Origin of the sequence: Spirosoma liriopis (assembly GCF_023196085.1) — a bacterium.
In the GTDB taxonomy this organism is placed as follows: Bacteria; Bacteroidota; Bacteroidia; order Cytophagales; family Spirosomataceae; genus Spirosoma; species Spirosoma oryzicola.
Genome location: NZ_JALPRF010000006.1, coordinates 199694 through 212043 on the forward strand (window position 1 = coordinate 199694; position 12350 = coordinate 212043).

General features: G+C 48.0%; 8 protein-coding genes and 1 pseudogene. 4 read left to right on the plus strand and 5 right to left on the minus strand.

The features are described from left to right. Positions 1–477 precede the first annotated feature (477 nt). Entirely contained in the window at positions 478–1365 is an 888-nt protein-coding gene (locus tag M0L20_RS25155; RefSeq protein WP_248479885.1) for a Nif3-like dinuclear metal center hexameric protein, read from the minus strand. Between the two features lie 326 nt (positions 1366–1691). Between M0L20_RS25155 and M0L20_RS25160 the strand changes: the two genes are divergently transcribed. Then, complete coding sequence (locus M0L20_RS25160; protein WP_232563396.1) at positions 1692–1940, plus strand: hypothetical protein; 249 nt, start codon at positions 1692–1694, stop codon at positions 1938–1940. A 221-nt stretch (positions 1941–2161) separates the two neighbouring features. Here M0L20_RS25160 and M0L20_RS25165 read toward each other — a convergent pair whose 3' ends face one another. From M0L20_RS25165 to M0L20_RS25175, 3 genes are all read right to left on the minus strand, one after another. Continuing rightward, complete coding sequence (locus M0L20_RS25165) at positions 2162–3475, minus strand: esterase-like activity of phytase family protein (RefSeq protein ID WP_248479886.1); 1314 nt, start codon at positions 3473–3475, stop codon at positions 2162–2164. A gap of 141 nt (positions 3476–3616) precedes the next feature. Continuing rightward, positions 3617–4024, minus strand: a complete 408-nt coding sequence (locus tag M0L20_RS25170) for a ribosomal maturation YjgA family protein (RefSeq protein WP_248479888.1) — start codon at positions 4022–4024, stop codon at positions 3617–3619. Between the two features lie 46 nt (positions 4025–4070). After that, positions 4071–4265 (minus strand): hypothetical protein, encoded by a 195-nt coding sequence (locus M0L20_RS25175; protein ID WP_248479890.1) that lies wholly within the window; start codon positions 4263–4265, stop codon positions 4071–4073. Between the two features lie 341 nt (positions 4266–4606). On the opposite strand from M0L20_RS25175, the gene treS reads away from it, so the two are divergent. Together treS and treF are read left to right on the plus strand one after the other, a co-directional pair. Beyond that, entirely contained in the window at positions 4607–7981 is a 3375-nt protein-coding gene (gene treS / locus M0L20_RS25180) for a maltose alpha-D-glucosyltransferase (protein ID WP_248479891.1), read from the plus strand. A 149-nt stretch (positions 7982–8130) separates the two neighbouring features. Then, entirely contained in the window at positions 8131–9738 is a 1608-nt protein-coding gene (gene treF, locus M0L20_RS25185) for an alpha,alpha-trehalase TreF (RefSeq protein ID WP_248479892.1), read from the plus strand. A 131-nt stretch (positions 9739–9869) separates the two neighbouring features. Here treF and sugE read toward each other — a convergent pair whose 3' ends face one another. Beyond that, on the minus strand, positions 9870–10190 hold the full coding sequence (gene sugE, locus M0L20_RS25190; RefSeq protein ID WP_248479893.1) for a quaternary ammonium compound efflux SMR transporter SugE: 321 nt from the start codon (positions 10188–10190) through the stop codon (positions 9870–9872). A 477-nt stretch (positions 10191–10667) separates the two neighbouring features. On the opposite strand from sugE, the pseudogene M0L20_RS25195 reads away from it, so the two are divergent. Continuing rightward, positions 10668–12350 (plus strand): annotated as a pseudogene (locus tag M0L20_RS25195) (hypothetical protein); the annotation flags it as partial.

The following is a 12350-nucleotide window of genomic DNA, read 5'->3' on the forward strand; positions in this document are numbered from 1 at the left end:
ACTGTAATTGACAGCGGCTAGTTTTGCGTTATGCGACGGGTTAACCGTTTGTTGCCGCATAGTGTTAAGTTTCTGCGAGCCACAAATCGATGAGTTTGGCATTTTATATATTTTCGCTAGAGCAGGCCGGGTTTTAGGCTATCCGAGATGTGGCTAGTCTGGGAGGGTGGACAGAAAGGTTAGCCGTTCAGTCAAGGCAAAACAGCGATTGAAAACCGAATGGCAGAGCGGAAAGTAGTGACCAGATCGACGCTACGCCTGAAGAGAAATTTGTCCGAAAATGAGGTAATGGCTTTATTGGCAACAAACATTTCCCTGCGACGGCTTAGGACAATTGCAGTGAAGCTGGAAACGAAAATGAACCCGCGTTTTGACAATGAACAAGGTGGTATAGTCAGGTTCTTAAACCTGACTATACCACTGTAATGTTGTGGTGTCGGTTTTAAGAAACCGACACCACAGTCCCTAAAAGCAAGCTTATTTGACGGGTTTATCGGCTCGCCAGTACGGTTCTTTTGCGGCAATGAACTCAACGGGTACTTCCGGGATAAATTCTTTGAGCCATTCGGCACAGTATTTCATGCCCGCTTGCTCTGATAGAAAATGGCCCAGAATGATCAGCGCTTTCTTTTGGCCCGCAGCAATCGCATCCTGCACGTATTCGACCAACTCCCATTCGTGCGTTTCGCCCACGACTACTACGTCCGCCTGATTTACGTAAGAAATCCCTTGGAGTAGACTGACATTTCCCCAACTGGCCATTACGCGCTTGACCGGCAATTGAGCATCGCCGATGACCCGCATTGTTTGAATGTTCAGTTTGTTGCTCATGTTTTGGGCAAAACGAGCGAGCGTCGTTTGCGGAAACGTAAACAAACGGTGGTTTTCCGGATCGACATTTTTCTGCCAGCCTAATTCACGAATCATGCCTGTAGCAATGCCGTCCGGTTTGCGGCCATGCCAGTGATCGTGAAAATGAAAGATGGCCATGCCATGTTGCTGAATAAAATTATGCTTGTACTGGTAGAGGGAATCCTGTTCGATGGATTCGGTACGATCCTGGTGAGAATAATACGTTGGTTCGTGCGTAATAATCAGGTTGAGATTCTTGGCGGCTGCGCGCTGAACCACGTCAAGAGTAGCCATCATTGTGCAGGCGATGCCTTTGACGGGAAGTTCAGGCGTACCCTCGATTAGCCGGTCAACAGTTTGCTCACGCCAGGGGATACCTACCTGCGTTTTAATACGGTCAATTAGTTGTCCTGTCGTAAGTGCTTGAGGACTATGTGGCCGTAGCATCCGAAAAGCAGGAAGGCCAAGTGAAGCCATCAGAAAGGTACGCCGGGATAAAGAGAGATTAGTCATAAGTTACTACACACCAAGAATTCGATCAGTTCGTAGCTGAAACAGTTGAAGCGCTTCCAGCTTAGTGAGTTTTTGCTTAGAAAACAGCAAAATCGAAAATCCTACTGAACAAGCCGGGAGAAATGATTCATGTGTGCGGGTATCTTGACTTTTGTTTTATCAGAGTCGGCAACGTCACGGTAATTGCTATTCAGGCTAAGTAGCTGATAGAACATACCGGTAGTGGTCAGAATAGAGGGACAGAGGAGTAATAACTGCTTAATATTCCAGAGAAAAGGTTAACACGTCAGTTGCTGAACGATTGATATCTTGCCATCAAAAAAGCAATGATACGAACGTCAATTATTCTGGAAGTAGATGGGCACTGGCCAATTTGGCATTCGTCGGCGGGGTTTGCAAAAAACGTAGAAGAGGCCAACTGGCTGTTCAGCTTTTGTGGCTGGAATAATGGATCTGCGCTTTATCCACGCATTTGCTACGAACAGTTACGCCACGACTGGGTACAACCTGATCCGGTAATTTGTTGCAAAGCCAGCGAGCCCCGGATATTGGGGGCGTACCTTTGTTTAAATTGAAAAATATCCAACAATAGATATCTTGATCAATCAGCGATTGTGACAAAAAAGGGATCTGTTGCGTAAACTTTATGTCGCTTGTTCTGCTGTACGTCAGGTTGAAACAGTTAACAATGGACATTCATAAGCAATAGCCATACCTGACTCTATGGAGTCCAATAGCGGTTTTATTGCCATTGCCCTTACGAAACGTGAGGGCAATGGAGCATGGTCGTAATTTGTTAGTTCACTGGGGTTGGCAGGGTTACAAAATACACACGATTGAGATCGACTTTCCCGGTAGCTGGCAAAATTTTGGTGGCAAAACTATTTTGCCCATTGTCAACAACGCCAAAATCATCGTCGTTCGCAATAGCCAATCGATTGTTGCTTAGCAATGCGATACCTTCGGCTTTATCATGCGGATACACCGGCGATATGTCTTTCAGAAGATCGAACACCAGCGTCTTGGTAACGGGAACTACACCGGCGTTAGCTAAGCCTGCTTTGTCCTTGAGTTGCTCAACCGTTAAGCCACTGTACAGTTTGCCGCCGTCGCCATTCGATGGATCGGAAATATCGGTTGCACCGGCCAGGTCGAATTTATAAATCCGTTTGAAGGCGGCTGGTTTAGCTGGATTTCCGCCATAATCCCCATCGCGTTCCAGCGCCAGAAAAGTCGTATTAGAGATTGCCGCAATTTCGCTACAGCCTGTCAGACTAGCGTTCTGCATCAGGTAGACGTACTGTTTGGTCGCTCCTGTCTCGATCTCGAAGGTCACGATCCGCAGGACAACCGAACCGGATACTGCCGAAGAAGACGGATTGTACATGGGTGATTGCATCAGACCTACCAGCGTTTTGCCATCGGGTGTAATGGTCAATCCTTCCATACCCCGGTTTGGCCGACGGCGGGCAAGTACTTTCGGCAAGGTGCGCCCGCCCGTACCTGTACCGAATGGGTTGATACGCTCAATCGTTTTACCTGTCGCGTCAAAATGTACAATGTGTGGGCCGTATTCGTCACTTACCCAGAATGTTCCATCCGACGCCAGTACAAGCCCTTCCGAATCAAGTCCATCAGCGCTGGGCGTAATCGGCTGTCCGTTTAAGTCAAGTGCTGTCTCGCCGGTACTGCCCTGACCGCTTGGGTTTGGTAGTCCCGTTAGCAACTGACCGTTTGCATTTTTAAGGAGAATCGTCTGTTCCAGTACCAGTTGATTACCCACAACGCGAAATTTTCCGATCTGTGGAGTAAAGTCAGCTTTTCCAAAAATGATCGAGTTAGCCGCTGTTCCTGTAGCGTTAGGCCCTCGGTCGGTTAATAAGTAAAAGACATTTGGATCGGTATGGTCGGCTGCGATGGACGAACCAAATCCACCGTTGTAAAGAACTGTTCCGTTAGCAGCGGTCGATAGTATTTTTGGATTCGACGCTTCGGCGTAAGCAGGATAATTGACTACCGGAAGGAGGTGGTCATTGCAGGAGGTAACGAAAAGACCGCCGATGAGTGCGCAACCAATAGTAAATGAGGTAGGTATAAATTGTGTTTTCATGAACATAAACAGCCTTGTTACAAACACGCAAAGCTATTAGGCTCACTATTACCCTATTGTAAATTTAACGGGCTATCTATTAAGGATTTATGAACAGTACTGAGTTCAGCTATCCGATTTACTACGAAGCAAACAATTCGTTCAAACGGTTTTAGGAGTAGGCTGCATAAAATAAGTATCGATAAGTGCACCAAGCCCAACGCCTATACCGTAGCAAAGCAGATCACTCCAGACGAAGCTAAAGCCGAGGATTAGTCCGCCTACGGTTGTGGCCCGCAGGGCATCTATCCAGGGAGCATGGTACAACTGACTAAACTCAATACCAAAACAGAAACCTAAAGCCGCTGCCGCAATAGCTTTGGTAGACCATTGGCTAAACATGAAAGCGAAGCCCAGGAAAATCATCAAGGCCCACAATCCATCACCGACGTACAGCTTCACGAACGAATAATCGCCGAAAAAACGTCTCGACGCAAACCCCATCAACAGAACGCTGATGGTAAGTAATCCGTAATGAATGCGATTTCTCGCAACTATTGATTTTTGCATCTCCAGATTAATTTGCGGGGTGAATTTAAAAAGCATATCTGTTCATTCAACCCCGGTTGCTTTTCGGAGACCGATTTAAGGTGCGGTAACCGATCAGACGAATGGAGCACTCTTCTAGTAGCGGAGTATTTATTTCATTCCATGACAGGATAATCGCCGGTCGATTGGCAGCCATTGCACCGGCGGGGGTTAGCTGAGTCGGTTTCGTTTCCCGCTTTCCTGACGTTAAAATGCAGGCCAAATTTATAGACCGTTAGCGTTGGTTATTGTCCGGATTCAATGCGTTCCCTGCATATGTCTATCGTCTAATAGCCTTTGCCATTGATAAACAGTTTGAGTCAATTCAGGTTTGTTAAGCAAAAACGTTTGCAGAATTCTACCAGTTAAACGAATAAACCGAAGTCACAACAGCTTCCGTACGGCAATTGGTTTTGCGATACCCTAGCCGATTACTCCATTCGTTTGACAGATAGCACAGTTAGAATTTTCACGACCTAAATACTCAATGGGCTTATCTAAAACACAAGTGCTGTCTTTTTCAGAAACGTGTTTTAGACAACCACAACACCTTACTGAAGAGCTATGGCAGATATTAAGAAGGATGTACGTGATAACCTTTATTGGTACAAAGACGCGATCATCTACGAACTCCATATCAAAGCATTTTGCGACGGAAATGGCGACGGCATCGGCGATTTTCAGGGTCTACTGGAAAAGCTGGATTACGTGCAGGAGCTGGGCATCACGGCTATTTGGCTGCTGCCCTTTTATCCGTCGCCCCTCCGCGATGACGGTTACGATATTGCGGATTACTACAGCATCAATCCCTCGTACGGAAACATTGAGCAATTCAAGGTTCTGCTTCAGGAAGCGCATCAGCGAAACCTTAAAGTGATTACGGAACTGGTTATCAACCATAGTTCCGATCAACATCCTTGGTTTCAGCGGGCTCGTAAGGCACCGAAAGGCTCGCCCGAACGTGACTTCTACGTCTGGTCGGACGATCCAACCCAGTACAAAGATGTTCGGATCATCTTCCAGGATTTTGAAGCGTCTAACTGGACTTGGGATGCGGAAGCACAGCAATATTACTGGCACCGCTTTTTTTACCACCAGCCTGATTTGAACTACGATAATCCGCTGGTGCAGGAAGAGATTTTCAAGATGATCGATTACTGGTGTGAACTGGGCGTTGACGGATTTCGTCTGGATGCCGTTCCTTACCTGTTCGAGCGGGAGGGAACGAACGGGGAGAATTTGCCGGAAACGCACGCTTTTCTGAAAAAGCTACGCAAGCACATCGACGATCATTTTCCGGGTGTTGCGTTTCTTGCGGAAGCCAACATGTGGCCCGAAGATTCAGCTTCGTATTTTGGCGATGGTGACGAATGTCACATGAATTACCACTTCCCGGTAATGCCGCGTCTGTTTATGGCTTTGCAGATGGAGGATCGGTACCCGATTACCGATATTTTCGACCAGACACCGACCATTCCGGAGACCTGCCAATGGGCTATTTTCCTGCGCAACCACGATGAGTTGACGCTCGAAATGGTGACCGATGAAGAGCGGGACTACATGTACAAGACCTACGCCAAAGATCCGAAAGCCCGAATCAATCTCGGTATTCGGCATCGGCTGGCACCGCTTATGGGCAACGACCGGAAAAAAATAGAACTGCTCAACAGTTTGCTGTTTTCGCTACCCGGTACGCCTGTCATATATTACGGCGATGAGATTGGTATGGGTGACAACGTGTATCTGGGCGACCGCGATGGCGTACGTACGCCCATGCAATGGTCACCGGATCGGAATGCGGGTTTCTCGAGCACAAACCCGCACAAACTGTATCTGCCAACAATTCTGGACCCCGAATACCATTACGAATCCGTCAATGTTGAAACGCAGCGCAGTAATACGTCGTCGCTGTTCTGGTTCATGAAACGGATGATCAATCTGCGGAAGCGGTCTAAAGCATTTGGGTGGGGCAATATGACCTTTTTGCCCGTCGAAAACCCAAAAGTGCTCGCTTTCACACGTACTTACGAGGAAGAGACACTATTGGTTGTGATCAACCTGTCGAAGTACCCCCAACCGGCAGAGGTTGGTCTGAGCGGATTTAAGGGATACGTTCCGGTCGAGGTTTTCAGCAAAACGTCTTTCCCGGCTGTGACCGACAACGAAACGTATTTCTTTACATTGGGAGCGCATGACTACCAGTGGTTTATGCTTGAAAAGACGCAGGCGATGACGGCTGCCTCGGTTCAATTGCCAACCCTGCGTATCAACGATTGGAATGACTTATTAAAGGGTAACAATCGGCAGGTATTGGAAACCAAAATCTTACCGGACTACCTGCTTAAAACAGACTGGTTTAGTGAGCAGACGCAGACAATGCAGGGAATTACGGTCACGAACCAGGCTACTTTGCCTTTACCCGACGGTACAGCCCATATACTGCTGCTGGAAGTTGCTTACGAACGGGGCTTACCCGAAACCTTCCAGTTAGTCGTCGCGCTCGCTAAAGAAACATCAGCGGCTAACCTTACCGGAAACTGTCCACAGTCTGTCATCGCTAATCTGGAAATTGGCGACGAAACGGGAGTGCTTTGCGACGGTCTTTACCTGACGGATGTGCAGCTGGCATTGCTCCAACACATGACCGAAAAAAGCCTGACTTCGGCTAGTAAACTGGTGTTCCAAAGCACGCCCGCTTTGAACACGTACGTTCAGGAGCATGGGGACATAAAGCCAAAGTTGAGCACGGCCAACCGTGGTTATGCAGCCATCAGCTACGATTCCTGCTTTCAGCTGAAGCTGTACAGACGGGTTGAACCAACCATCAATCCGGATACTGAGATTGCCCGATTCCTGTCCGAAAAGGCCAAGTTTGAATACGTTCCTGCTTTTGCTGGTTCGGTTGAGATGAAGACTACGGACAAGCCCGTCACACTGGGAACCATGCAGGATATGATTTTCCGGCCCGGTGATGCACGAACCTACGTGCTGGAGCGAATTAATAACTTTATCGAACGAATCCTGGCCCGTGATCAGAATCAGCTAGCAGCTGCTACTAATGCTACCGCTGGTACGTTAAGTCAGCCCATTTCGTTCGACGAATTACCCGCTGTTACGCAGGAACTTATTGGTCAGCGGTCGGCTGAGCAAGCCCGTTTGTTGGGTACTCGAATAGGTCAGTTGCACATGGCATTGGCTTCCCAGACGAGCGTGAAAGACTTTGCCCCGGAAGATTTCTCGTTGCACTATCAACGTTCGTTGTTTTCGGGATTACAGTCGCTGGTGCGTGAAAGCTACCAGAGCCAGAAACGAAACCTTCAGCGCTTGCCTGATGATCTGCAACAGGAAGTAGAACAGATGCTGAGTCGTAAGGACGAGGTACTAAATACGCTCAAGCGAATCTACCGGAAAAAGCTGGATACGACCAAAACTCGGATTCACGGCGATTTGCAGCTGGATAAAATTCTGCTGACAAGTACTGATATTGTTATTCAGGATTTTGGCGGAGACCCGTCCCGTAGTTACAGCGAACGACGTTTGAAACGGTCGCCCCTGCGTGACGTAGCCTCAATCATCCGTTCTTTTTACTACGTTGGTTATGAAGGCTTTTTGCACAATAACCAAGTATCGCCGGAAGATACAGTTCGGTTGATGCCTTACGCAGAGTTTTGGGCGCGTTACATGAGCAACTTCTTTATGGGGGCTTATCTGGAGACAGTTCAAACGAGTTCGTTCATTCCAAAGCAATCCGAAGATTTGCAGATGATGTTGGAGACGTACCTGCTTGAAAGAGCCATAACGGATTTAAACCACGAGTTGAATTACCGTCCGGATTGGGTTCGTGTTCCACTGAACATCATTAAATCAGTTATTGGCGAACCAACGGACAAATCATCGGAAGCAGACGTAACGGCGGCTTTAGTCGATAACGAAGGATAACGGCAAAACGGGTCTGTTTAGCAGCAGGCCCGTTTCTGTCCGTTTACTTCGACAGGTATATCTTGATCAATTCAGAAACGATGCATTCGTGGATAGTAAGCTCAATCGAAGGGCAACTATCGGCGAATGCATTCTTAGTAAACACCACCATGCAGCGAAGACTTCCGTTTTTTTTTCTACTTACCCTGTACCTGCTCACCCTAGGCGCTGGCTATGGACAGAAAGTTCGTGAGAAATCAGGAACAGCCAAGCAGGTATTAGTTAGCCCCGATGTTCAGTTCGGTCCGCTGTTCGAAGCGGTTCAAATGAACAGTGTCTTTCCTGATTCAAAAACGTTTGCCGATTGCACACCCAAATTTCCGCCGGCTACGATACTCGACAATTATAACCAGGCTCGTCAGCGCGCGGATTTTAATCTGGAAGCGTTTGTGATGCAGCATTTCACGATGCCCGTAAAGCCAGCGTCGGGTTACACCAGCAAAGCCGGTCAATCGATGCAACAGCACATTGCCGACTTATGGCCGGTGCTGACACGACCCGCGACTCCATCGGCGAAGCCGGGTCAGCAGTCCGGATCGTTGATTCCGCTGCCGAATTCGTACGTAGTTCCGGGCGGGCGTTTTAGCGAGATCTATTATTGGGACAGCTACTTCACGATGCTCGGCTTGAAAGCATCCGGAAAAGCTGATCTGATTCAAAACATGGTCAATAATTTTGCTTATCTCATCCGGACGTTTGGTTTCATTCCCAATGGAAACCGAACGTATTTTCTGGGCCGGTCGCAACCACCGTTCTTCTCGCTTATGGTCAACCTGCTCAGTGAAGTACAGGGCCGTCGAATGTTGCTGCGTTATCTACCGGAATTGCAAAAGGAATACAAATTCTGGATGGACGGAAAAACGCAACTAACCAATCCGAATACAGCTTACCGTCGTGTTGTTCGTCTGGACGAAGGAATATTTCTTAACCGCTATTATGACGATAATCCGACACCGCGTCCTGAGTCCTACAAAGAAGATGTATTACTGGGTAAGAAAGTAAAAGACCCGCAAATGCTGTATCGGCATATTCGCGCCGGAGCCGAGTCGGGATGGGATTTCAGCAGCCGCTGGTTCAGCGACGGAAAACGACTTCGGACTATTCATACCACCGATTTTATTCCAGTCGATTTAAACAGTCTGCTCGTCAATCTGGAGCTAACACTGTCGGAATGTTACCGACTGAAAGGAGATTCTCGTCAGGCAGAAACGTATCGAAAGCTGGCTTTACAACGTCGTCGAGCCATTCACCGGTACTGCTGGGATGCGAAAAATCAGTTTTTCTTCGACTATGATTTTATGGCCAGAAAGCCTTCCCGGATTTACTCGCTGGCGGCAGTCTATCCGCTTTTCGTAAAGATTGCGTCGATGGAACAGGCGACTGCCGTTGCGGATAAGCTAAGGAAATCGTTTTTAAAGCCGGGTGGTCTAACCACAACCTTGGCTAGTACCGGTGAGCAGTGGGACGCGCCAAACGGATGGGCTCCTTTGCAATGGCTATCAATCCAAGGGTTGCGGTATTACCGACAAAACACGCTGGCGGATCAAATCAAAATGAATTGGGTAAGCGAAAATTTACGCGTGTACAAGGCCTCGGGCAAGATGGTCGAAAAATACGACGTTGTTCATACCGCAGCCGCTAAAGGTGGCGAATACCCCAATCAGGACGGGTTCGGATGGACCAATGGCGTGTTGGCTGTCTTGCTAAGTGAGCAGTGAAGGGTTTAACAACATGCTCTAATCGCTATTGCTGCCCAGAGTTTTATCAATAAATCGTTGGGGCTGTTGTTCACTGTACGTTGAGCAACAGCCACTTGTATTCTAGACAAAGGTTTTATCTGTATAACCCACTAATGGTCCGAAGTAAGCTTTAGCAGAATAAGTCCAGCTACGATTAATAAGGCTGCGAGCAGGCGGGTAGGGGTAAACGATTCACCAAGGAAGAGTATACCAACCGCGAATGCCCCAACGGCACCAATTCCGGTCCAGATTGTATAGGCTGTACCCAGTGGTAGAGAGCGCATCGCCAAGGCCAGCAAGCCGAAACTGGCCATCATCGCGAGAATAGTAACAATGGAAGGCAATAGTCGGGTAAATCCATCCGACAGTTTCATGAAGTAAGACCAGACAACTTCCAACAAACCGGCTAGAACTAAATAAATCCAAGACATAACGATTACCGTTTTTTAAGTCGGGTCGTCCCGAATCGGTTTCCCGCTATGGGGGAGGTCGTCCTCCTGGCCTTATCAATCCGTGCAAGAGCAAAGAATAGATGAGGATGCAAAGTTAACACATATACTGCTTTCGTAAAAAGAGCTCAGCAGCTAGGGACCGGATCAGAGAAGCTGATAGTGTTGCTTTTGTCAGCTATTCGTAAGAACGGATTTATTTAATGTTCAATTACTGAAACATCAATTCACTGGAACAAAAGAAACTTACAAGGCCATTTCGTCTACATAGTCCTAGCTCTATCTACTTTGTTTGTTAATGCAACATTATCAATCGTAAGTAACGTATTAACAGATTGTTAAATGCTAATAGTCTAATAAATAGCTCTGCTACTTTTGCTGCTACTAGACGATTACGTATACGGACTAAGTCTCTGACCGTATGCGGATTTGTCTTTACTAACTAATCCAAACTATAGTATGCAGCACGTTTTCTTAAGTAAAGTCCTGCGGCTCTTCTGGCTGTTGTCGGTCATATGGCTGACTCAACCCGCCAGTTGGGCGCAGACAAATCCAACTCCCGTTCCCCTGGCTTCCCAGCCCAATTTCACGTACACAGAAGACTTCTCCGGCATTAGTGGCTGGACCAACGGCTTTACAAGCGGTTCTGGGGCGAATCGATTCGCACCGATTGCTGTCAGCGGTACCGCCAACATTCCCAATGGCTCCCGCATAACGACAGCTTCATCAACGTTTTCGTCCGGGACATCGGGCGGAGTGCAAAAAGGATCGGGAAACATCGTTCTTTTATCAACGGGTGGGACCGATAACATGTCGAGCACCGGGTTCGATTTTTTAGTCGACTTTACCGGGCTGAAAGCAGAGTTACTTCGCTTTGATGTAGCTCAGATCAGCAACCAAACGGGCAACCGGGCCGGTACTATCAAAGTATATGGGTCGACGGACGGAACGACTTTCACTGATCTGGGGGGCGATTTTACGGCAATCAACAACGTAGTCAGTTCAGCGACAGTATCGGTTCCGTTATCAGCCGCATACAACAATGCATCTACGGCCCGATTCCGCCTTTATTATTACAATGGAGGAACCAACACGGGTGCTAATATTACTGGGTCGAGACCAAAGGTTTCGGTCGATAACCTAACTGTAACGGGGTCTTCGCTTTCTACAGATCCATCAATCGTCGTTACGCCATCAACGTTGAGCGGGTTAAGTACATCGCAGGGAACTCCATCGGCTCCCCAACGTTACACGCTGACGGCGAATAACCTGGTAGCGCCCGTAACTGTAACCGCGCCATCGGGCATTGCGATTAGCTTATCAGCAGAAACCGATTATACATCGACCCTCTCGCTGCCTGCGACGACAACTTCAGCCATCGTCTACGCACGGTTAACGGGTGCCGCTGTTGGTGCCGTTACGGGTTCTATAACCAACACAAGCAATACAACGCTAACTGCTCCGGTTACCGTTAGTGGGCAGGTCAATGATGCAAATGCGCCGGCTCTAGCAGTTAATCCAGTTACCTTGTCCGGCTTTACGGCTGTACAGGGTACACCGTCTAACGCCCAGACGTTTACCGTAACGGCGACAAATTTGGGGGGTCAGAAAATTAGATTGTCAGCGCCAAACGGGTTTGAAATCGCTACAGCTGGCAATTCATCTTATAATGCCAGCCTGTCAATTACACCCACTGATACTAAGTCAGACATCGTTTTTAATGTTCGCACCAGTGCTTCGGCTCCGGCTGGTTCGCTCAGCGGTACAGTAACTATCAATAGTGGTTCGCTCAGCACAAATGTTAGCCTTAGTGGCACCGTCAGTGGCGGTGTGACCATTACGCGGATTTCATCCATCCAGGGAATTGGCTCTACGTTTAATAGCGCCTTTGGTGGTGTACGGACAATTGAAGGGATTGTAACACGGCTTTTTTCTGGAACGAACCGGCTAAATGGATTTTACGTGCAGGAAGAAGACGCTGACAGCGATGGCAATCCGGCTACCTCAGAAGGTATTTTCGTGTATGATCCAGCTGGACTCTTTACCGGAACCGTTGGCGACAAAGTACGCATCACAGGTACGGTAGCTGAATTCACCAGTTCCAGTAATGGCAACAGCAGTAGCCTGACGCAATTAACCAAT

What these genes read in the sequence shown, in the direction of transcription:
- treS (WP_248479891.1), top strand. Translation starts at nt 4,607, where the DNA reads ATGGCAGATATTAAGAAGGATGTACGTGATAACCTTTATTGGTACAAA.
- treF (WP_248479892.1), top strand. Translation starts at nt 8,131, where the DNA reads ATGCAGCGAAGACTTCCGTTTTTTTTTCTACTTACCCTGTACCTGCTC.
- M0L20_RS25160 (WP_232563396.1), top strand. Translation starts at nt 1,692, where the DNA reads ATGATACGAACGTCAATTATTCTGGAAGTAGATGGGCACTGGCCAATT.
- M0L20_RS25155 (WP_248479885.1), bottom strand. Translation starts at nt 1,365, where the DNA reads ATGACTAATCTCTCTTTATCCCGGCGTACCTTTCTGATGGCTTCACTT.
- sugE (WP_248479893.1), bottom strand. Translation starts at nt 10,190, where the DNA reads ATGTCTTGGATTTATTTAGTTCTAGCCGGTTTGTTGGAAGTTGTCTGG.
- M0L20_RS25165 (WP_248479886.1), bottom strand. Translation starts at nt 3,475, where the DNA reads ATGAAAACACAATTTATACCTACCTCATTTACTATTGGTTGCGCACTC.
- M0L20_RS25170 (WP_248479888.1), bottom strand. Translation starts at nt 4,024, where the DNA reads ATGCAAAAATCAATAGTTGCGAGAAATCGCATTCATTACGGATTACTT.